General features: G+C 50.0%; 21 protein-coding genes and 3 tRNA genes. 8 read left to right on the forward strand and 16 right to left on the reverse strand.

Features of this window, described 5'->3' with window-relative positions; translation table 11 throughout:
* Positions 1 to 196 precede the first annotated feature (196 nt).
* Positions 197 to 1,723: a collagen-like domain-containing protein gene (locus EV209_RS00005; RefSeq protein WP_456298266.1), complete on the reverse strand. Its 1,527-nt coding sequence runs from the start codon at positions 1,721 to 1,723 to the stop codon at positions 197 to 199.
* A 326-nt stretch (positions 1,724 to 2,049) separates the two neighbouring features.
* On the opposite strand from EV209_RS00005, the gene EV209_RS00010 reads away from it, so the two are divergent.
* Positions 2,050 to 2,121, forward strand: a tRNA-Gly gene (locus EV209_RS00010).
* A gap of 113 nt (positions 2,122 to 2,234) precedes the next feature.
* On the opposite strand, the gene EV209_RS00015 is transcribed toward EV209_RS00010, so the two are convergent.
* Entirely contained in the window at positions 2,235 to 2,828 is a 594-nt protein-coding gene (locus EV209_RS00015; RefSeq protein WP_130431827.1) for a helix-turn-helix domain-containing protein, read from the reverse strand.
* A 112-nt stretch (positions 2,829 to 2,940) separates the two neighbouring features.
* Positions 2,941 to 4,812: a DNA helicase RecQ gene (gene recQ / locus EV209_RS00020; RefSeq protein ID WP_408608992.1), complete on the reverse strand. Its 1,872-nt coding sequence runs from the start codon at positions 4,810 to 4,812 to the stop codon at positions 2,941 to 2,943.
* Between the two features lie 169 nt (positions 4,813 to 4,981).
* Between recQ and EV209_RS00025 the strand changes: the two genes are divergently transcribed.
* Together EV209_RS00025 and EV209_RS00030 are read left to right on the forward strand one after the other, a co-directional pair.
* Positions 4,982 to 5,536, forward strand: coding sequence for a GNAT family N-acetyltransferase (locus EV209_RS00025; RefSeq protein ID WP_130431831.1), 555 nt, complete (start codon positions 4,982 to 4,984; stop codon positions 5,534 to 5,536).
* Positions 5,537 to 5,611: 75 nt separating this feature from the next.
* Positions 5,612 to 5,683: transfer RNA gene (locus EV209_RS00030), tRNA-Gly, on the forward strand.
* A 97-nt stretch (positions 5,684 to 5,780) separates the two neighbouring features.
* Here the strand turns inward: EV209_RS00030 and EV209_RS00035 are convergent.
* The 8 genes from EV209_RS00035 to EV209_RS00070 form a co-directional block, all read right to left on the reverse strand.
* Positions 5,781 to 6,188 carry a VOC family protein gene (locus EV209_RS00035; protein WP_130431833.1) on the reverse strand — a complete coding sequence of 136 codons (408 nt, stop codon included), beginning with the start codon at positions 6,186 to 6,188 and terminating at the stop codon, positions 5,781 to 5,783.
* A gap of 7 nt (positions 6,189 to 6,195) precedes the next feature.
* Entirely contained in the window at positions 6,196 to 6,435 is a 240-nt protein-coding gene (locus EV209_RS00040) for a hypothetical protein (protein WP_130431835.1), read from the reverse strand.
* Between the two features lie 74 nt (positions 6,436 to 6,509).
* Entirely contained in the window at positions 6,510 to 6,761 is a 252-nt protein-coding gene (locus tag EV209_RS00045; RefSeq protein ID WP_130431837.1) for a fatty acid kinase subunit FakA-related protein, read from the reverse strand.
* 34 nt (positions 6,762 to 6,795) lie between these two features.
* Positions 6,796 to 7,392, reverse strand: a complete 597-nt coding sequence (locus EV209_RS00050; protein ID WP_130431839.1) for a TlpA family protein disulfide reductase — start codon at positions 7,390 to 7,392, stop codon at positions 6,796 to 6,798.
* A gap of 56 nt (positions 7,393 to 7,448) precedes the next feature.
* Positions 7,449 to 8,120 (reverse strand): cytochrome c biogenesis CcdA family protein, encoded by a 672-nt coding sequence (locus EV209_RS00055; RefSeq protein ID WP_130431841.1) that lies wholly within the window; start codon positions 8,118 to 8,120, stop codon positions 7,449 to 7,451.
* A 152-nt stretch (positions 8,121 to 8,272) separates the two neighbouring features.
* Positions 8,273 to 8,908 carry a collagen-like triple helix repeat-containing protein gene (locus EV209_RS00060; RefSeq protein WP_279387326.1) on the reverse strand — a complete coding sequence of 212 codons (636 nt, stop codon included), beginning with the start codon at positions 8,906 to 8,908 and terminating at the stop codon, positions 8,273 to 8,275.
* 467 nt (positions 8,909 to 9,375) lie between these two features.
* Positions 9,376 to 9,762, reverse strand: a complete 387-nt coding sequence (locus tag EV209_RS16525; RefSeq protein WP_243647511.1) for a BclA C-terminal domain-containing protein — start codon at positions 9,760 to 9,762, stop codon at positions 9,376 to 9,378.
* A gap of 378 nt (positions 9,763 to 10,140) precedes the next feature.
* A complete protein-coding gene (locus tag EV209_RS00070) occupies positions 10,141 to 11,208 on the reverse strand; it encodes a tetratricopeptide repeat-containing glycosyltransferase family 2 protein (protein ID WP_130431843.1) in 1,068 nt (355 codons plus the stop codon).
* Positions 11,209 to 11,274: 66 nt separating this feature from the next.
* On the opposite strand from EV209_RS00070, the gene EV209_RS00075 reads away from it, so the two are divergent.
* Both EV209_RS00075 and EV209_RS00080 read left to right on the forward strand, forming a co-directional pair.
* On the forward strand, positions 11,275 to 12,174 hold the full coding sequence (locus EV209_RS00075; protein WP_130431845.1) for a GNAT family N-acetyltransferase: 900 nt from the start codon (positions 11,275 to 11,277) through the stop codon (positions 12,172 to 12,174).
* A gap of 94 nt (positions 12,175 to 12,268) precedes the next feature.
* Positions 12,269 to 12,340 (forward strand) — tRNA-Gly (locus EV209_RS00080).
* Positions 12,341 to 12,735: 395 nt separating this feature from the next.
* Here EV209_RS00080 and EV209_RS00090 read toward each other — a convergent pair.
* From EV209_RS00090 to EV209_RS00105, 4 genes are read right to left on the reverse strand one after another with little or no spacing between them, the layout of a single operon-like run.
* Positions 12,736 to 14,181: a hypothetical protein gene (locus EV209_RS00090; protein WP_130431847.1), complete on the reverse strand. Its 1,446-nt coding sequence runs from the start codon at positions 14,179 to 14,181 to the stop codon at positions 12,736 to 12,738.
* 17 nt (positions 14,182 to 14,198) lie between these two features.
* On the reverse strand, positions 14,199 to 14,612 hold the full coding sequence (locus EV209_RS00095; RefSeq protein WP_130431849.1) for a SufE family protein: 414 nt from the start codon (positions 14,610 to 14,612) through the stop codon (positions 14,199 to 14,201).
* Positions 14,593 to 15,801 carry an aminotransferase class V-fold PLP-dependent enzyme gene (locus EV209_RS00100; protein WP_130431851.1) on the reverse strand — a complete coding sequence of 403 codons (1,209 nt, stop codon included), beginning with the start codon at positions 15,799 to 15,801 and terminating at the stop codon, positions 14,593 to 14,595. The genes EV209_RS00095 and EV209_RS00100 overlap by 20 nt, the downstream gene beginning before the upstream one ends.
* Positions 15,773 to 16,210 (reverse strand): hypothetical protein, encoded by a 438-nt coding sequence (locus EV209_RS00105; RefSeq protein ID WP_130431853.1) that lies wholly within the window; start codon positions 16,208 to 16,210, stop codon positions 15,773 to 15,775. Before EV209_RS00105 ends, EV209_RS00100 begins: the two co-directional genes overlap by 29 nt.
* A gap of 144 nt (positions 16,211 to 16,354) precedes the next feature.
* Here EV209_RS00105 and EV209_RS00110 point away from each other — a divergent pair, with 144 nt between their 5' ends.
* Positions 16,355 to 17,248, forward strand: coding sequence for a helix-turn-helix domain-containing protein (locus tag EV209_RS00110; RefSeq protein ID WP_165388760.1), 894 nt, complete (start codon positions 16,355 to 16,357; stop codon positions 17,246 to 17,248).
* Here EV209_RS00110 and EV209_RS00115 read toward each other — a convergent pair.
* Complete coding sequence (locus EV209_RS00115; RefSeq protein ID WP_130431857.1) at positions 17,172 to 18,539, reverse strand: alpha-L-fucosidase; 1,368 nt, start codon at positions 18,537 to 18,539, stop codon at positions 17,172 to 17,174. The genes EV209_RS00110 and EV209_RS00115 overlap by 77 nt on opposite strands.
* 132 nt (positions 18,540 to 18,671) lie before the next feature.
* Between EV209_RS00115 and EV209_RS00120 the strand changes: the two genes are divergently transcribed.
* Positions 18,672 to 19,484: a helix-turn-helix transcriptional regulator gene (locus EV209_RS00120; RefSeq protein ID WP_130431859.1), complete on the forward strand. Its 813-nt coding sequence runs from the start codon at positions 18,672 to 18,674 to the stop codon at positions 19,482 to 19,484.
* A 74-nt stretch (positions 19,485 to 19,558) separates the two neighbouring features.
* A complete protein-coding gene (locus EV209_RS00125) occupies positions 19,559 to 21,268 on the forward strand; it encodes a rhamnogalacturonan acetylesterase (RefSeq protein WP_130431861.1) in 1,710 nt (569 codons plus the stop codon).
* The last annotated feature ends 11 nt before the right edge of the window (positions 21,269 to 21,279 follow it).

A 21,279-nucleotide genomic window follows, 5' to 3' on the forward strand; every position in this document is an offset into this window, starting at 1 on the left:
ACGATGGACACCCTTGCCTTCGGCTATATCCTTCCCACTACCGGGCGGATTCCGGACTTGCACCGGTTAGAAACGTGCGCCGCCGGGCGCACACAGAAATGGCACAGCCGGATTATCTCCGGCCGCGCCATTTCTGGATACATTAATTAAGGGTTTTGTATCACGGGGAACGTAGTTTCCTATGAAATTTTTTCGTTCAGCTGGCGTCGCCAAGTCGAATTACGGTAAGCGCTGATTCCTGGAAGGTGAATCCTGTTGAGTCCGGAACCACCTGTATCGTCACCGGCGTCCCTGCAGCGCGGAAAGGAACATCAAAGGACAGCGTTGCAGTTTCATTCGTCGCGGTAAAGGTATGCCGGGCAGATGCTCCGGCTACCGGCGCACCATTTTCGTAAAGCTGGACCACCAATGTTGCCGGTATGGCTGTTCCTGTATCCACTGCTACAGTAGCATGAAACGTAGCCTGATAAATGCCGTCCTGATTGATGGTGACATCTGTCGAGCCTGCCGCATGGGTGATTGCTGTTCCCGATACCAGAGGGGTGTCGTTAAAGGCCAGCGGCGCTCCTGCTGCGCTGGGTTGGTTTGAAAGGTCTACTGTTGCCAGCACCTCCGGTACTCCGCCGCCTCCACCTGGTTCTCCGCGCGGAATATAAAAGTCAAAGATCGCGTCTTGTTCCGTTCCGGCATTGATTACCTCTGCCGGAGTACCAGGATCGGTAGTAATTACTGTCCCAACCCGGATTGTTGCCGCCGGGCCGGTCTCACCAGCCGGACCAGCTTCACCGGTAGGACCAGGTTCTCCTGTCTCTCCTGTAGGGCCGGTAGCGCCGGTCGGCCCTGTCGCTCCTGTGGCTCCTGTCAGTCCCGTTGCCCCGGTTGGACCAGTTGCTCCAACTGCGCCGCTGGCGCCGGTCGGCCCTGTCGCTCCTGTGGCTCCTGTCAGTCCCGTTGCCCCGGTTGGACCCGTAGGCCCAACCGCTCCGGTGGCTCCTCTGGGAATAATGAAATCCAGTACATGATCCGGCGATCCAGTTATATCTACTACTGCAGCTGCATCTCCAGGCTCCCCTGTTGTTGTACTTCTAATTTGAATTGTTTCTGCCGTGCCGTCTGAGCCCGTAGGGCCTGTCGCCCCTGTGGCACCTGTTGCTCCTCTCGGGCCCGTAGGTCCCACCGGACCCGTAGGCCCAGTAGCCCCCGTGGAGCCTGTCGCTCCCGTGGCTCCCGTAGGCCCTGTTGCTCCTGTGTAACCTGTCGCCCCTCTCAGCCCTGTAGGGCCAGTAGGGCCGGTTGGACCAGTTGCACCTGTTGCCCCAGGCAGCCCCTGCAAACCAGGAACACCCTGCGGCCCCTGTGGCCCGGTCGCTCCTGTGGCTCCGGCGAGTCCCTGGATTCCCTGAAGCCCTGTGGCTCCGGTCGCTCCTGTAGGACCCACCGTACCCGGAATGCCCTGTGGTCCTGTCGGCCCCGCCGGGCCGGTTGCTCCGGCAGTACCGGGTGTTCCAGTTGCACCTGTCGCTCCCGTGGCTCCTGTAGCCCCGGTGGCTCCTGTCAGTCCACGAGCACCAATAGGACCCTGCGGTCCCATCGGTCCCTGGGGGCCGGCCGGGCCTTGCGGTCCAGCCGGGCCGGGAGGGCCCTGCGGTCCAGGAGGGCAGGTTGGCGGACACGGCGGTACCGGAGGCCTGGGCGGACACGGCGGCGGGCAAGGCGGCGGCAGCGGACAGCAGTCACCCCTTCTTTCCCTTCGCTCCTCTTCATATTCTCTGTCTGTATTATTCTGGCATCTGCCATAGTTGGAATTCATATGCGGAAAATTTGGAAACATTTTACCAACTCCTTTCCATTTATCTTATGTGGACATACGTTAAATGGTGTTGAAAAACACAGGTTATTGCTTCCAGATATTTCCTTATGGGTTCAAATAAATTATCTAACTGAACAAAGAAGGCACAGGAAATAAATTCTAAAAAATCACAAAAAAGGGTTGACAAATCTGCTCCCATCCTGTATATTATCTCTTGCAGTTTGGAAAAAAACTGCTATGCGCGAGTGGCTCAGTGGTGGAGTATCGCCTTGCCAAGGCGAGGGTCGCGGGTTCGAATCCCGTCTCGCGCTTTTTTTATTGCCCAGGAAACTGCGTTCTCTATAAAACAAACCCCTCCGGGGGATCGCACTGCGGCGTAGTGAATTACATCGCTTGTGAGACACGCCGCAGGCGGGATTCTTTTTCATATAAGAAACGGGTATCTCAGCAAACCATGCCTGGTGCAGTACAGATAAAGGATTCCGCCCCTTTTTGTTATAGGCATCCGGAACTCCGGACTTTGTTCCGGATACAGGCGATAGAGAAAAACCCGGTCATTCTGCACGCAGGCTGCAAAAGAAATATAGTGTTCTTTGCTCATGTCGTGTTCCAGTGTAATATAATATTCGTCATCTGACTCCTCTGCTGTCACATCATGTCCTGTGGTATCGGAAGCAGGCAGTAATGAATCTATCTTGCGCCCGCAGCAAGAAATCGCCGCTTTTCCGGTACTTACCAGAATATTGCCGCAGGTAGGGCATACATAAAACCGCGCTCTGTCAATTTTACCAACGTCAGGGCAATTGGGGATCAACTCGCCCCTCAGCAATTTCAAAATGTCTGCGCCAAGTATTGTGGACAGATCTTCCCACAATGTAACATCGGGACAGCCTAAGCCGCATTCCCATTTTGATACTGTTTTGTTGCTGATATTGAGCTGTTCCGCAACTTGACGTTGTGTCAGCCCCTTTTCTCTCCTCAGCTGTAGAATCAGCTTACCAATCTTTGCACAATCCATTCACCTATCCTCCGGCCGTTTCTTCTTCCATGCTATAGTACCATGTGTTCACACTCTTATTTTATAGCAGTAAGTCTGTGAAATCAATCCACGGGCCGTAGACAGCAGCTGATCAGCAGTACATTTCCATCGCTTTTTCAAGCGCATATAAAAATCGTTCTCCATATTTTTTGACCTTAAAATCCCCCACTCCGGTCACTGACAGCATCTGCTCCCTGTTCCGGGGTTTTATACGGCACATGTGCGCCAGAGATTTATCAGAAAAGACAACATAGGGCGGCACGCCTTCCTCCCGTGAGATTTTCATCCGCAGTGCGCGGAGCTGTTCGAATATTTTCTGCTCTTGTTCTGTAAGGGCCGCCTCCGCCTCTGTTCTCTTTCTTCCCGCCTTTTCCTTTGCCGGTTTCGGCGCCCGTTCCTGCTCCTTTGCCAGTTTCATGACAATTTTTATTCCGCCTTCTATCACTTCCTTAGATTTTCCGGTAAGCTTTAACAGCGCATACTCATCATTTGTCACTGACAGATATTCCTGCATCTGCATATAATTTACAATCTGGCGCATTCTGAATACCGGCAGCTTTGACAGACACCCATAGTAAGGGTTCTCATCCATCCGGTACTGCCGTATCTTTGCGGTATTCGCTCCACGCAGCGTATCACAGATCACATTTACGCCGTAACGCTGCCTGCTGCTTTCCACACATCCGATTAAGGCTTTGGCTTCCTCTGTCACATCTGCTTCTTCGAACTGGCTGAGACAATTAGAACAGTTGCCGCAGTAATTACTGCCGTATTCTCCAAAATACCGTAAAATATAATCCCTCAGGCATTCATTTGTAAAACAGTAAAAAGTCATTTTTCGCAGACGCTCCCGGTCCTGCTCCATCACAATTTCCCGGGTCATCTCATCCAGATCCTGATTTTCCTGATTATGGCCGATAAAAAACTGGTTGGTGACCACGTCCTGTCCGCCGTAAAGCAGAATGCACTCCGCAGGCTCTCCGTCCCGTCCGGCCCTCCCCGCCTCCTGATAGTAGGCTTCCAGATTTTTCGGCATATTATAATGCACCACAAAGCGTACATCCGGCTTATCAATCCCCATTCCAAAAGCATTGGTCGCCACCATGATCTGCTTCCGGTCGTAGATGAAATCTTCCTGATTTTCCCGGCGTTCCCGGTCATCCAGTCCCGCGTGGTATCTGGTTACGGAAAATCCGTCAGCCAGCAGCTTCCCATATACCTCTTCCACCAGTTTTCTGGTGAGGCAATAAACCAGCCCGCTTTTCTCAGGCCGGCATTCCAGAAAATTCTTCAGCGCTCCGTACCTATCTTTTGGGCTTTGAACACCCAGAAAAAGATTCGGCCGGTCATATCCGGTAGCTACGGTTTCCGGTTCCCGCAGTTCCAGAATATCAATGATATCTTCCCGCACCGTTTTGGTGGCCGTGGCTGTAAACGCCGCTACAGCAGGACGGTTGGGTAGCTGATCCACAAAGCGTCTGATTTTCAGATAACTGGGACGAAAATCCTGCCCCCATTGTGAAACACAGTGCGCCTCATCCACCGCCAGCAGCGAAATCGAAACATTTCTGGCAAAATCCAGAAATTCATCTGTTTCCAGACGTTCCGGCGCTACGTAAATAATCTTGTACCTTCCCTCCTTCGCAAATACAAGGGCCTTCTGATACTGAGAACAGGTCAGGGAACTATTGAGAAAGGCCGCGTGCACGCCTGCCTGATTTAAAGACGTCACCTGGTCTTTCATCAGGGAAATCAGGGGAGAAATGACCAGCGCAACCCCTTCCATCATCAGCGCCGGAAGCTGATAGCAAAGAGACTTTCCCGCACCGGTAGGCAGAATTCCCAGCACATCCCGGCCGGCCAGAATACTGTCCACCAGTTTTTCCTGACCTGTCCGGAAACTATCGTATCCGAAGGTCTGTTTCAGTATCTGATATTTCATTTTTTCATCTGTCATATTCATTTTTCAATGCGCTGTACCGGAGGCCAGTCTCCGCGCGCTGTTTCCTCTCTTTTGTTTTTGCCAGAAATTCTCTTCCATTATATCAGGAAAAGACAGGTTTGACAAATTCCTTGACAACTGCACTTTCTGTGTTATACTCAGACTCAATATAATCATAAGGGGGGATTGGATGAAAACATTGGAAACAGAACGCCTGGTTCTTCGGGAATGGTCCGGAGACGACGCAGAGGGGCTGTATTTCTATGGAAAATCTTCGAAAGTAGGGCCTATGGCGGGCTGGAAGCCTCATGAAAGCAAAGAGGAGAGCGAACAGATCCTGCAGATGTTTATAAAAGAAGGAGACTGCTGGGCCATATGCCTGAAGGATTCCGGAAAAATCATCGGCTCTGCAGGGCTGCACCGGGATGCTAAGAGGGATGTTAAAAATGTACGGATGCTGGGATACGTGCTGGCGGAAGAATATTGGGGGCAGGGACTGATGCCTGAAGCCTGTATAGAGATACTTCGCTTCGCCTTTGAAGAATTGAAACTGGATCTGGTTTCTGTTTATCACTATTCTTTCAACGCCCAGTCCAGACGGGTAATTGAAAAACTGGGATTCCGGCATGAAGGGGTTCTCCGTCATGCGACAAAACGATTTGACGGAGCGGTCCTGGATGAGGTCTGCTATTCCATGACCAGGGATGAATTTCAGCAGAGCCAAAGGACGGAAAATCTTTCCTGATATTTTCAAAAAAGTTCTTGACAAATGCGGCCCTATCCTGTATATTATTTCTTGCAGCTCAGAAACAGCTGCAATGCGCGAGTGGCTCAGTGGTGGAGTATCGCCTTGCCAAGGCGAGGGTCGCGGGTTCGAATCCCGTCTCGCGCTTTTTGTTTGCCAAAATAAACTGAATTTCCTTTTAAATAAGCCATGATGAGCAGCTATACGGTTTTTTCCGGACGCTCATCATGGCTTATTCATTTACTCATACTCCGCTGGCATCGTTTAATTCAAACAGGTTTCCTTCCGGATCCCTAAAATAAGTACAGCGCATCCCCCAGTCTTCCATACGTTGAGGTTCACTCAAAAACTGTACGCCTGCTTTCTTCAGCCGCAGATAGTCTCCGTCCAGGTCAAGGGTAGGAATAACGCCCACAACAGTATCGGGCTGCCCGCCGGCAGCAGGCTGTACATAGCCCGGAAACAGCTGCATCCCTTGGCCTGAAAAAATCGCAAAGCAGGGCGGCGCATCGCTGCTGACAGCAAAAGAAGTATAAGGGCCGTTTCTATCCCCCCAGACTGGAATCAGTCCCAGCTTCTCAGTATAAAAATCATAGCATTCTCCGTAATCTTTCCGTACCAGAATACGGATTGTTGTTTCGTTAAACTTCATTTCGAAATTACTCCTTTCTGTTTTTCTTCATTCTCTTTTTCATTAACCACATTGCAGAAAGAATCGCCAGAACAATAACAGCAGTAAAGGCTCCCCTTATCTCAATGCTCAAATACCATGGAGCCGATTGATATGCGTATAAACCTGGATGAGTTTTATAGTCATAGTATTGGAAAATACTGCTGCCTATAAAAACGCCTATAAAACTCCACACCAAAATCCACATAAACGTATATAGTTTTTTCATCCCCTTGACTCCTCGTCCTCATTTTTTATAACATAGCGCAGCAGCTTTGTATTGAAAAAAAACGACATTGGTTCTCAGCCTTTCAGCCCGCGGGCCTGTCTGTCCATATCCTCAATGACAATATCATAAATTTCACCCAAAGCAGCGCAGTACTCCAGAACCCGCCACGGTTCATTTGTATGAAAATGAATCTTTACCAATTCCTCGTCTCCTACAGCCAAAAGACAATCTCCTTTAAAATGGCTGGTAAAATAATCGCTTATGAGATCTTCATCCAGATCCTCTCCTTCAATTAACAGCTGTGTGTCATATCTGAATTCTATCATGGCCCTGCCTCCTGTATCTTTTCATTAAATCAATTTACTTTTCTTCCGCAATGCTGTTCAGTAATCTTGTAACAATGCTTTCATCCATCATCCCCCTGTAACCAGACACAATGTAGCCTTCTGAGTCAATAAAGAAGGACGTGGGAATACTGGTGATCCCATAAGTCATCACAGCGCTCAGGTCCCTGTCAAAATATACTGGAAATGTGTATCCTTTTTCCTGTATATAAGATCTTCCCGCCTCTTCTGTCTCCCCCAGCAAACCGATGGCATCAACCAGGACGAACTGGACTTTGTCCTTATAGATTTCATATACCTTCTGAAAGTCTGCCATCTCGCTGCGGCAGGGAGAGCATTTGCTGGCCCAGAAATTTAAGAATATAGGTTTCCCTTTCAGGCCGGAAAGCTGCACCTCTTTGCCGTCCCAGTCTACAACTGTAATATCGCGCATCTCCACCTTTGGTTTTTCCGTGGAAGTCTCCGCTGAATCGGTCCTCCGGCTGTCTCCTGTTCCGCTTTCTTCCTCTGCGGCTGAATACTTGTCCGAAAGGTTCCGGTAAACCAGCATTCCTCCGGCCAGAAGGATCATAAATCCAACTGCCGCCAAAATCCATTTGATTGAATTCTTCATGGTATCCTCTCCTTACTTTCCTTGTTTTCCTTTATTTGGGGCTGTTGCTGCTCTTTTTATATACTGCTGAGCAGGCCAACCATCGCTCCCAGCAGGCCAGTCATCATCAGTATTCCCACAAGGATTAAAAGAGCTCCTGAAATCCTGGTGATCCATTGGTAATGTCTCTTGATCCAGCTAAACGCAGTCTGAAGTTTCTCGATCAGTATGGCGCTGATCAAAAACGGGATTCCCAGGCCCAGAGAATAGCATAAGAGAAGCAGCATCCCCTCCCATACAGATCCCTGCTGCGATGCCAGCATCAGCGCGGAACCGAGAAACGCTCCCACACAGGGCGTCCATCCAATAGAAAAAATCAGACCGAACAGCACAGAGGAAAAAAATCCTGTTTGTCTGACGCTGTCTCCCATGTGAATACCGCCCCGAAAAAGATTCCAGCGGAATACGCCCAGAAAATTCAGCCCAAACAATATCACGATCAAACCGCAGACAATATTCACCCAGAACTGATACTGCCTGAAAATAACACCTATGCTCCCGGCAAACGCCCCTAGAATAATGAATGCAGCTGAAAAGCCCAGTACAAAACCAAACGCATTTTTCAGGGTTCCCAGCTTTCCTTTCCCGCGGCCGCCTGCAAAATACATCACATAGATCGGAAGCATAGGCAGCAGGCACGGCGACACAAAGGTCACCAGACCTTCCAGAAATGTAATAAAATATGCCATTTGCATTCTCCTTTAGCTTTTTTGTAATGATACCATATCATTCCCTGTTTGTCTGTAACAATGTTACTATTATTTACCGGGCCATGGGACGCGCTGTTTTCGTTCACACTTGAATAGAACGGGCGGACAATGATGTCCGCCCGTTCCAGGCATTAAATATAAAACAGATCAATACTGCAGGATGATATAAACGCTATATTGGTACGGTCTTCATTCGCGAGTACAATCATACCGTATTCATTTCTTATGACTGTTCCCGTTGTCGGAGTTTGGGTACTTGTTATGATATTTGCATCAGTTCCGACGGGCATAAGAGAACGAATGGTTGCTTCGCAATCAGCGCAGCAGTCTGTGGGAGCGGGAACCGGCTGCGGCAGATAAACAATTGCATCATTATACACCGCATTGTTTATCTGAATCGTGTCGATACTGCATATTGATAAAAACTGTCCTAAGTTTTGAGAATTTATTACTTCAAATACTCCGGTGCGTCCGTTTTGGCCTAATATCAAAGAGCCAGGACGGCCAACGACTGCATCACCGCTCTGCAATGTGACAAATAAGTCACTATTGGGATATAGTGTAATAATTTGCTGTATGATATTTCTCATTTGCTCTTTACAGCCACAATTAGCAGAATTCGTATTGCCGGCAGGACCGGTTGCGCCTGTGGCTCCGGTAGCTCCCGGAAGACCCTGTAAGCCAGGAACCCCCTGCGGCCCCTGAGGGCCGGTGGCTCCCGTGGCTCCTGTCAAACCTCGGTCGCCAATAGGACCTTGAGCGCCCATGGGGCCCTGAGGACCTGCCGGGCCTTGTGGGCCTGCCGGGCCCGGAGGCCCCTGTGGGCCGGGAGGACAGACCGGAGGGCAAGGTCTCACCGGCGGCCTGGGCGGAAAATCGGGCACTGGACAGCAGTCGCCCGGCCATTCCCTTTGTTCCTCCTCAAATTCTCTGTCTGTATTATTCTGGCATCTGCCATAATTAGCATTCATATGCGGAAAATTCGGAAACATTTCACCAACTCCTTTCCATTTATCTTATGTGGACATACGTTAATTCGTGTCGCTGAAAAACTGTCCTTATACGCCGCTCGTTCAGAATGCTGTCACATCTATAAATCAAAGTAAACCTTAGTTATATTTGCAAAGAGACCGTTGCAGAAAGATAACTGCAGCAGTCTCTTAAATAATCATTTATTTGTACAGAGCACTATTACGTTGGCACATTGACATTTCCCATGGTTTATTCCTCATCGCTAAGATATTTTTACAATATTCAGTGACGCTCCTGTACCGGCTTGTAATGTAACCAAACCATTTACACCATAAAATTGTAATGATAATATATCACCTGCAGTTAAGGCCTGCATAAAAGTCACACTATATTCACTTGAAGATGTTGAAGAAATATTAATTGAATTCGTTATTGGCGTCCCGTTTAATGTTACTCTTGATGACATCGGCAATCCTGATGTCATTTTGATATCATAAGAAATTAAATAAGTCCCAGTTTGAGCAACTGTAAATTCTGAATCTGTAGTATCCGCTGTAAAGCCATTCATATAGGGTTGAACTGGCAGAGAAATATTCGTCCCATCTGTTGTTACAGAAAAGGTACTGGATGATATATTAAGTGCTGACATTGCGGCAGAGGCTTCTGATATTCCTGTTGGGCCCGTCGGGCCGGTGACTCCTGTAGATCCGGTGGCTCCTCTCTGGCCAGTAGGTCCGGTGGCTCCCGTGGCGCCTGTCATACCACGTTGGCCGATAGGGCCTTGAGCGCCCATGGGGCCCTGAGGACCGGGAGGGCCCTGTGGACCGGGAGGACAGGCCGGAGGGCAAGGTCCCACCGGCGGCCTGGGCGGACAGGGCGGCGGACAGCAGCCACCCATCCTTTCCCTTCTTTCCTCCTCATATTCCCCGCCTGTATTATTCTCGCATCTCCCATAGCTGGATTTCATATGCGGAAAATTTGGAAACATTTTACCAACTCCTTTCCATTTATCTTATGTGGACATACGTTAATTCGTGTCGCTGAAATACCTGTCATTGTACAGCACCCATTCGGAATCCGGCCGGAATTTTTTTGCAAGGCAGTGATATCCATAGGCTCTTTTCCTGCTTCCCATATGGTCGTAACAGACACAAAGCTGGATTGCAGGAAGAAAGCCGCGGCAGTCCTCTCTGATAAATGCTCCCGACTGCAGGCTTCTGGTATCGCGCAGCGCCTGCTGATACCAGGCTGCGGCGTTTTTCCATTGTTTCTGCTTCATCCACAGGCGTCCTATTTCGCAGCATATCTCTGCCCGGGGTGCAGACCACAAAAAGCTGCGAACCAGTTCTCCCATAGCTTCTGTTTCATTGCCCAGCGCTTCCTGGCAGGCCGCAGCCTGCAAACAGGATTCAATTTTATTTTCCAGCCAGGCTCCCGGCATCTCCTGAAAATGGTGAAGGACTTCCAAAGCTCTGCTGTAATTCTGATGATCATACAGCTCTCTGCCATAATAAAACCACTCCCTGGGTTCCTGCAGCCCGCCTTCCTTCCGCATGTTTTCATAAATCCTGAGGTTTCTGTCAGGATCTCCTTTTTTCACTTTTTGGTGAAGAACCTCCATATCCGTATATTGTATTGTTCCTGCAAGAGGAATCGCCTCATGAACCTTCCCTTTCCACCAGAAACCGCTATGATTTTTAAGCAGCCTTTCCCGGTAATAGGATAAAGAAGGGCGTCCTTTTTCATCAACTCCGGTCAGATATTTCATCATGACCACATCCGCCCTGTCCTCCTGGTTTTTCCAGATTTTCAGTTTTTCCAGATTCTCCTGGGTCATCACATCGTCCGCATCCAGCCACATGCAGTAATCCATGGACGCCTTTGAAAATGCAAAATTTCTTGCTGCCGCAAAATCATCATTCCACGGAAAAGAATACACCTGATCCGCATAACCTGCGGCAATTACTTTTGTACTGTCCTTTGAACCGGTATCCGCAATGATAATCTCTTCCACAAAAGGCCTCACCGGCCTCAGACAGCGTTCCAGCACTTCTTCCTCATCCTTTACAATCATACATAAACTAATCGTCTTCAAAGTCTTTCTCCATTGCTCTTTTCTGTAATATATGTTAGACTTTCCTCATAAGAAACGGAGGATTTTATGAGCAATCAGAGAACTGTAAAAGATTTTCAGTATATTTCCAACATCAAAGATCAGGAAGCGCTTCGCAAAAGCTTTTTTGATCTGGCCCGGTCCACTTTCGGCCTCTCGTTCCTGCCCTGGTACCATGAAGGTGGATGGGGAACGGATTACATTCCTCATGTTCTGGCCGACGGGCAGACGGTTGCCGCAAATGTTTCTGTAAACAAAATGACTTTCCTTCACCGCGGGAAGCGGCGGCAATGGATTCAGCTGGGAACTGTGATGACTCACCCTGATTACCGTGGAAATGGGCTGGGCCGTTTTCTGATGGAGAAAATCCTGTCAGAATATAAAAACAGCGAAGCAGTCTATCTCTTCGCCAATGACACAGTTTTAGATTATTACCCCAAATTCGGTTTTCAGCCTTCCAGAGAATTCCACTGTACCTTCCCTTTGCCGGAATTGCCCGTCCCTCTGGCCTCTGTGCGGAAGCTGGATATTTCTGACCAGAGGGACAGGGCTATGCTGCTGGACTATTATCAGAAAGGAAATCCGTATTCAGTCTTTTCCATGACAGAAAACCAGGGCCTGCTGCTGTTTCACTGCCTTAATTTCCTGCGGGATTCCATCTACTATTCCGCAGCTTACGACATGATTGTCCTGGCAGAATTTGAGGGGCGCACCATAGTCTGCCACGACCTGTACGGACCCGGCTCTGCTGTCCCGTTGAATCAGGTTTTGTGCACAGTTTCCATGGGCCGCTCGGAGACGGCAGCGCTCTGCTTCATGCCGGAAAATACTGCAGGTATGGACTGTGTTCCCTGGAGGGAAGAAGATACCACCCTATTTTTCCTGGACACCGGCCGCCAGCCCTTTGACAGGGAGCAGCTGTTGTTTCCCACCGTCAGCCACGCGTGAAGCAATGAGGTTTCGTAAAAGAATTTCAAAAAAAGGTTGACAAATATTGTCTCATCCTGTATATTATTTCTTGCAGTTAAAAAACAGCTGCAATGCGCGAGTGGCTCAGTGGTGGAGTATCGCCTTGCCAAGGCGAGGGTCGCGGGTTCGAATCCCGTCTCGCGCTTTTTTCTTGTCAAAAATATAATGTTTTATAAGGCACTTGTCATTATGGCAGGTGCTGTTTTTATGCTCTGTGTTCAAATATGGAAAGCATAGAATCCCCGTCTCCTGCTGTAGCTTGCAGGAAACTAAATGTACGGGGATTATTCACTCATCCTCTGCTTCTGCCAGTTCATGCGCCGTTCCTTTTCCTTCCCGAAATACCTGGACGGATTTTTTTGCATAGGCCATATTGGTTTCTGAAAAAATGGATGAATGGCCTGTGTGATTTCAAACGTAATTCGGTTTTCACGTAAAATGATACTGAAGCCTGCCAGGATGTGCTTTGTTTTACGGCTCAGGAGAAATCAAACGCAGCGCCGTACTGTCAGCGCTGCGTCTGATAAAAATCATTCTACTTTACTGAAATATTTCTGTCCGGAAGCCAACTACAGCCCCCAGTTCTTTCAGCTCTTTTGTATAATCGCCGTAAACCACAGCCAGATGGTGTCCGAAGCAGCCGTTTGCCAGAGCTTGGCGGAATTCCCGGACGCCTCCTTCCACATCGTAATACACGGCCGGGCTGCATCCTCTCTCACGGAAGTCGCACCCCAGCACCTTCCCCCGCGCCGCAATCAGCGCGTCTCCATCCCTGTTGAACCGGGCAAAAGTCACTGTCTTTTCCTCATGGTCCCACATGTCAACCTGAATCTTGGTTCCCCAGCCTTCCGCCGTAAAGTGTCCTAACAGGTATTTCATGGGCTCTTCCTGAAAACCGTCCATTCTCAGCCCCGGAACAGAATGGTGAATTTCCAGCACATCCCGGTCAAATTCTACGGCAGGCGCTCCATATCCTGACAATTTCAGCCAGGACGCATTTCCCTGCCCTTTTGGTACCAGAACGGGATTCCCCATAAAAGTGGATTTTCCTGTCAGGTACATCAGGATCATTGTGGCGATAAGCACGTTCACATCCTCTTCACAGGCGGAGGGAATCCTGTCATCTTTGTTCAGGCTGTGGGCAAGGCAAGGAGTACATTTATTTTTCATGGGGAGCCTGGAAGCGCACAGCTCCTTGCACGAAGTGGTAAACGCATTGCATCCGTACTTTTCCATCAGCCGGCGCACTGCATAGTAATATTTCAGGTCCTGGCAGATCCATTCTTTCCGGATGCTGCTGTCCTGAGCCTGGTCCAGCAGCGATTCCGCCCGGGCTTCCATTTCCTCTGTCACATCCATCTGGTCCATCACGTCAAACACGGCCCGGAAGGTCAGCCTGCTGTTGCGGATGCCGTACCGGCCGGCTAGCCCCAAAAGGTCCGGACAGCTGGTATTTACGCTGGCTGGAATCTGTTCTGTAGCGGACAGAATCAGCATTTTTGTATTGGCCAGTGCTTTTTTCACTCTCAAATAATGCAGCAGTTTGTTATATTCCCGATAATCATGGGCCATATAAGCTTCCAGGCCGATATTTTTATAAAATCCAACCAGGTCTATGGGAGTGGGGCCCAGATCCAGCATCGAAACTGCTTTCCCAAACCGTTCGATTCCAGGCACACGGTATGTAATCAAAAACAGGTCCGTCTGATATACATCCTTTTCCAGCTTTTCAAACTCTGATTCCGGCACTGTAAAGCTTTCGTCATACTCCAGGTAAACCGGTTCCAGAATATTCACCTCCGGGCTGATGTGCTTCTTCAGTTCCTCGCACCAGATCTCAAACTGTTCCAAACCTGTGCGGCGTTCATACCTGGGGTCCAGTTCCTCCACCGTCCCCGTCCGGCAGGGGCCTTCCCAGATATCCGTGTGCACCATGTTGCTGAACACTGGTTTCAGGTTCACCCTCACATCCATCGCATGTCTCATCATAATCCTCCTTTTTATCAACTGGCTCTGAACAGGTTTTCGTAGTACCTGCGCAGGCCGTTTTCTCTGATCTCCCTGTAAATTACTTCTTCACTGATCTCCTCCAAAAATTCCGGCGGATTCTCCCTGATTTCCCGGATCTCCCTTTCTTCGTACAGCTCCTGAAAAATGCTCAGCACGCCCAGCACCAGGACAGAATCGCTGTCATACCGGATGCTGATCCGCCCATTTTCCCAATTCACCTTCTGCCATATGGCAGTCTGGCAGCCTGGAATCCGGTAGTCTTCTCTCCTAAGTTCCCGGTTTCCTGGATTGCTTAACCCCAGAGACAGCAGAAAGCTGCATTGGGCGAAGCAGTCTTCCAGGCGCTTCAGCCGTGCCTTCCATCTGGCCTGAACAACTGATATTTCTTCAGCTTTTTCCTGTATCATGCAAAATCTCCTTCAGCCCGGCACAAAGAAAATCAATATCCTGCCTGGTATTGTACAGCGCCAGCGAAACCCGGCAGGCTCCCCGCGCGTCAAGCCTTCTCATATATGGATGGGCGCAGTGCGCGCCGCTTCTTACCGCAATATTCTTCATAGCGAGCATCATCCCGATATCGTAGGAGGATAACCTGTCTGATACAAAAGACAGGACTGGTCCTGTCAGGCCTTCCGGTCCCAGAATTCTGATCCCGTTCAGCTTTTCCAGGGATTCCCGCAGGTATCCGGCCAGCTGATTTTCATAGGCACGGACTTCCTTCCTCCCCAATTTTCCCAGATACTGCACCGCCGTTTCCAGCCCCAATGATGCCGCTACATCAGGCGTACCTGCTTCAAACTTTTCCGGAACAGATTTGTACAGGACGTTTTCTGTTCCAGCCTCTTCCACCATGCCGCCGCCGAAAAACACCGGCTCCATCTCATCCAGAAATTTTCTTTTCCCATAAAGCACTCCGCTCCCCATGGGGCCGTACACCTTGTGGCCGGAAAAACAGAGGAAATCATAATCCAGCTCCTTTGCCGGCAGTTCTGTGTGCGCTGCTGCCTGGGCCGCGTCCACAAACACCGCAGCTTTTCGTCTGTGCGCCGCTTCAATAATCGCAGGCAGGTCGGGACATACCCCTGTGACATTAGACATGGCTGTAACCGCCACCAGCCGGGTTCTCTCATCGATGAGCTCCGTCACCCGGCGGGCGGGCAGGCCTCCGTCCTCTTGCGCCCTGGCAATCCGCAGGCTGCACTGCCGCATTCTGCACTGCTCCAGCCAGGGAAGCAGGTTGGAATGGTGTTCCAGCTCGGTAACCACGATGTTGTCCCCGGGACGCAGATATCTTCTGCAGAATCCGGCCGCCGCCAGATTGCAGGCTTCTGTGGCTCCTCTGACAAAAATCACTGAGCCCCCGCTCTCCGCTTCCAAAAAATTTTCCATACTTTTTCTGGCTATGCGGTACGAATCTGTGGATTGCCTGCTGAGGCGGTAACCACCCCGGTATACATTGGCGTTTTCTTCCTGGTAATACCGCATCAGCCTGTCAGTCACACATGCGGGTTTTTGAGAGGTGGCCGCATTGTCCAAATAAACAAGATTCCCACTTAAAATCGGGAAATCATCTCTTACCCCCAGCAGCTTCTGCATAACTCTCCTCCGACATTTTCTTCATCACCGCGTCCGCCAGCTGTTCCAGCGTGGAGATCTTCACTGCCTGGGCGTCTTCCAGGCGGATGCCCAGCTCATTTTCTACAAACATGATGAACAAATTTTTCATCTGCACCACCAGGCTGGTCTGATGGCAGTCATGGGACCGGATCTGGCTCTGCAGCTCTGTATTTGTGATCTTCCCTGCCTCAGCCATTTTCAGCTTCACACTATAAATGGCAAGATTTTTCAGATCCGTATCCGGTATGTCTTCCATCCCGAATTTCAGGCATACGCACCTTCCCAGGCGTTCCAATATCTGGCTCTGATCCAAATCTGTTTTTTTCTGATCCTTCAGATCCTGTAAAATAGCCCTGGCCTCCCGCTCCTTATCAAAAAAATCCTTCATCCCTTCATCCTCTTTATGCAGATTACTCTTTCTTTTTCTCTTCCTATCTTGTATTATAAAAGAAAACCTTTGAATTTTTTTTGCGTTTCCTTCACATTTTTTTGCTGTTCCTGGGAAAGGCAGATTATCCGGAAAGGAGTTTACATGAAAAAGGAATACCGGCTGTATACAGAGATTCTGCGCAATGATTTTCTTGCCAGGCACAATATCAGCGAACGTCCTTCCAATCATCATTTTCATATCCATCCCCAGCTGGAAATACTTCTGCCCTGCTCCGACGGGCTGAAATGCCAGTTAGAGCATCAGACCGTTTCTGTGCCAAAGCATCATCTTTTTCTGCTCAACCACAGCGACCTGCACCGGTTTTATATGGATGAGCCGGGCAGGTACGACCGTTACGTCTTCTATTTTTCGCCGGAAATCATTACTGAGTTTTCATCTCCTTCGGCAAATCTTTTGGACTGTTTTTATCTCCGCAGAGGCAGCTGCCCCAACCTCCTTCCCCTGCCGGAAGAACAGCTGCCGGAATTCCTTTTTTTGGCAGACCGCATGGTATATTATGACACTGTATCCCCTGCAGAGGTTTACGGAGCCGAAATATACAAGAAAATCTATCTGATCCAGTTTCTCCTCAAAGTGAACCGCCAATATCTGGACTACCATCAGATCGGCCCGCTCACATCTGGCGAGCGGGCCGGAAAAGAACTTGTTTATCAGGTGCTGGACTATATCCATCTCCACTATCAGGATACGCTGACCATGGATCAACTCTCTGCCAGGTTCCTGATTTCCAAGACAGGCCTGCACAATGCGTTCCGCATGGTGACAGGGGATTCCCCGGGCAATTATATCCTCCACTTCCGCCTCTCAAAAGCCAAGGAGCTGCTTCTACAGGGCTGTTCTGTAGAACTGGCGGGACAGCTGTGCGGATTCGGCAATCTCTCCCATTTCAGCAGAATTTTCAAACGGAACTGCGGCAAGGCTCCGAAACAGTTTCAGCTTCAGGCACGGACGGCTGTTTCAAAAACAGTTCAATGACTGGGACCAGGGATTTTGGTTTCACCGGCGGCAGGTACAGGATCAGTTCATCCCGGCGTATTTCCGCGTCGGACTGAGCGAAATGTTCCATAACTCCTTCTGTAAACAGCACTTCGCTTCCGTCTTCCAGGAACTGTGCATACTCCACTTGTCCGGCAAATCCCCTGAGAGTCAGATGCTGAAAGGGATAGGCGAACAGGTGCACATAAAGTCTTCTGCCATCCCCGCTCTGCGTCAGACGGCAGTCCGGGGGCGCCTTAAACTCCGGCTCCGCCATGGTGCACCCATAAATCGACCTGCTGTGATACTTCATCCACTCCCTGAAAACGCCCAGCGCTTCTTCCGCCCTCCGGTCCAGATACCCTCTGGAGGTGGGCCCCACATTCATCAGCAGATTTCCTCCAAGAGCCACTGTATTCACCAGCATCCGTATCAGCATTTCCGGTGATTTCCAGGTCATTTCATCCCTGTAATAACCCCAGGACCCGGAAAAAGTCTGACATGCTTCCCAGGTCACCAGTTCGCCGGTTTCCTGATGCCGGACCCAGGACTGGGGCTGATACTGCTCCGGCGTCCACAGGTCCTGCTCGATCTCTGTCCTGTTGTCAATGATGATTCCAGGCTGCAGCTCCCTGGCCAAAGCGATCAGTTTCTCCGCCTCCCAGTCTTCCTTCCCTTTCCCTTTCTGCCAGGGCTTCTCGCCTGGCTGTCCTGAATAGGAATAATCAAACCAGAGAATATCAATTTTCCCATAGCCAGTCAGCAGTTCCCTCACCTGATTCCGCATATATTCCGCGTACTTACGCATATCCCTGCCCTGATTCATTGCTTCGGCATTTTCATCATCTCTTCTGGGATGGATCATGTCTATGGTAAAATCCGGATGGTGCCAGTCGATCAGGGAATAGTAAAACCCCACCCGCAGGCCCTGGGCACGGAATGCATCCACAAACTCCCGGACCAGATCCCGGCCCGCCGGGGTATTCGTGCATTTATAATCTGTGTACCTGCTGTCAAACATACAAAAACCTTCATGGTGTTTTGCGGTAAAAACAGCATACTTCATTCCCGCTGCTTTTGCCTGTCTTGCCCATTCCCCCGGATCATACAGATCCGGATCAAAATGGCTGAAGTACTGATCATAATGTTCTTCTGTAATCTTCTCCCTGCTTTTGATCCATTCGTGCCGGGCCGGCATAGAGTACAGCCCCCAGTGAATAAACATGCCAAAACGGTCGTGAACAAACCATTCTGTATTTCCCGGCGTCTTTTTTACAGCGTAGCTGGTCATTATATTTCCTCCTTTCCGGCATTTTTTCTTCTATATATCTTGCCGGATTCATTTTATTTCTGTATACTGAACATAGCACTTTATAAACTGCAGTTCCATGAAAAAATAGTGCAGAAATATGGAGAAATCAATATGAATATTGTTACCAATGACAAACTTCTGAAGTTTATGAACAGGCTCAGCATCAAAATTTCTGACAGCGGATATGCTTTACTGGATGACTCCTGGAACCAGCAGTCCGTCTGCTCTCCCTTTTCCAGGCTGTATTATATTGCAGGCGGGGAAGGCTATGTATCCTGCAGCGGACGTAAATTACAGCTGCTTCCCGGCAACTGCTATCTGCTTCCGGCAGGTCTGCGGATTGACTATCACTGCTCCTGTTATCTGGAAAAACTGTACTTCCACGTGAATCTGTCTTTTCCCAATGGACTGGATATCTTCCGTCATACCGAAGAACCTCTCCGGCTGCCGGTAAACAGCCGAAAAACCCACAGGCTGCTTCAGCTATATAAAAAGAACCAGCTTCCTGACGCTCTGGAGCTTCAGACTCTTCTTACAATGGATTTGATCCGCTTTCTCCGGCTGCTTCCGGAAGAAATGCTTTGGGAAAAAAGATATTCCCAGCCGCTGTGCACTGTTTTCCAGCTGGCTCAAGATCCTGTTTCAGCCGCCACCACAGTTCACAGCCTTGCTGACGCGCTGAATATCTCAGAAAGCAGCCTGAACAGAAAATTCCGCAGGGAAATGGGGATTTCCCCGGGCGCGTATCTGGACCAACTCCTGCTCAGGGAATCCAGCCGCCTTCTTCTGGAAACAGATCTGACCATCTCTGAAATAGCGGAACAGCTCCAGTTTGGAGACCAGTTCTATTTTTCAAGATACTTCCGGCAGCACCTGGGAGAACCGCCGTCCTGGTATCGGAAACGCCTGAAATCCATTCCGTAATGTGTTATTTACTTTTTTTGTGTAAAATGTTATGATAGTCTCAGTTGAAGTCACAAAAATCAGGGAGGTCCCCCATGTATACAAAAACTTATTCTTTTCAATCATCAACACCTGTGCTTTATAGCCCGGGCGCCGAATACGGTTTTGTCACAGAGGCGGTGCGCGCTTCTCATCCGGATCTGCAGATTCCGGAGATCAACGCTGCTTTTGAAGTGCCCTACTGGTACCTGGGCCGTGAGCTGACATCTCTGTCTTCAGACGCTTCAGGCTGCCGCGCAGTCAGCGAACTGCCGGTCCCGCTGATTTTCAAGGCAGCGGTTCCCCGCTCCGGCAATTATCAGGTAACCGTAACCATCGCTCCGGGGCCGGAAATTTCCCGGCTGATCCTGTTTACCGGACGCCGCCGTCTGGTATGGATAGGTACCTTACAGGAAGAGGAAACCTTTTCACATTCCTTTACGGTCAATGTCAGCGATATTATCCCACGCGGGACGGAAACCCGCAGGGAGGACCGCAGTATCAATCTGGCGATATGCGGTTCCTGCCCCAGGATTTCCGAAGTGAAAATCCAGGAAATCCATGTGCCCACTCTTTATATCGCCGGCGATTCCACCGTCACGGACCAGACAGGGGAATATCCCTATCATCCGGAGCAATGCTATTGCGGCTGGGGGCAGGCTCTGCCCCTGTACCTGAAGGAGGGCGCGGCGCTGTCAAACCACGCCCATTCCGGCCTGACCACAGAAAGCTTCCGGGAAGAAGGGCATCACGCTATCGTTATGGAGGCCATACGGCCCGGGGATTTTTTCTTCATGCAGTTCGGGCATAATGATCAGAAGCTTCCTCATCTGAAACCCCGGGAAGGTTATCGGGACAATCTGCTCCGGTACATAGAAGAAGTCCGGGCAAAAGGGGCCTGGCCTGTTCTTGTCACTCCCCTGGCCCGCAATTCCTGGAAAGGAAACGACGGCACCTATAATGACCTGCTGGCCGCCCAGGCCCAGGTATGTCTGGAACTAGGCCGGGAATGCCATGTACCGGTTCTGGACCTGCACCAGAAGAGCATGGATTTTATTATGAAAAACGGGCTGGAAAATGCGAAACGGTATTTTTATCCCGGGGACTATACTCATACCAATGATTACGGAGGGGTGCGCATGGCCGGGTTTGTGGCGGAAGAATGCCGAAATATGCTGACAGAAGCGCCCTACAGCTATCTGCGGGAGTATTTCAGGGAGCCTGACTTCACGTTTGAACCGCCTCTGCAGGTCTTTCCTTCCCAACCGCCGGAAGGATTTGAGGATAACAGAGAAAAACAAACCGGCCCCTCGCTTCCCGGAGAAATTGACAGGCCGGAGGATCCGCTTCTGCGGGCCGAAGCGCTGGATCTGATCATCCAGGCAGTCCACTTTTTCCCCACCAATGTGTACAATGATATGTACCGGGATGTGGTAGGCCACGAATGGTATGCCGGCAGCGTGGAATGCGCCTTCCAGAACGGCATGATCGACAGACATCTTGTGGAAGAGGATTGTTTCCGCCCCGCCGCGCCCGCCACTCTGGAGGAATTTCTCAGCATTGCGCTCAATGGCCTGAAAAGCCGGGTCACTCTGCCTGATACCGCCGGCATGGCCACTTATCCAGGCGGGTCCGGGTGGGCGCAGCAGTTTCTGAAGGCTGCTCTGCGCATGGAGATGATTTCCGGTCAGGAGAGGCCGGACCGTATGCTGACCCGGCAGGAGGCAAATGAAATCGCCCTGAAGATTTCCGCAATCGTAGGATAACGCCCTTCTGC

The organism is Cuneatibacter caecimuris (assembly GCF_004216775.1).
GTDB classification, from domain to species: domain Bacteria; phylum Bacillota; class Clostridia; order Lachnospirales; family Lachnospiraceae; genus Cuneatibacter; species Cuneatibacter caecimuris.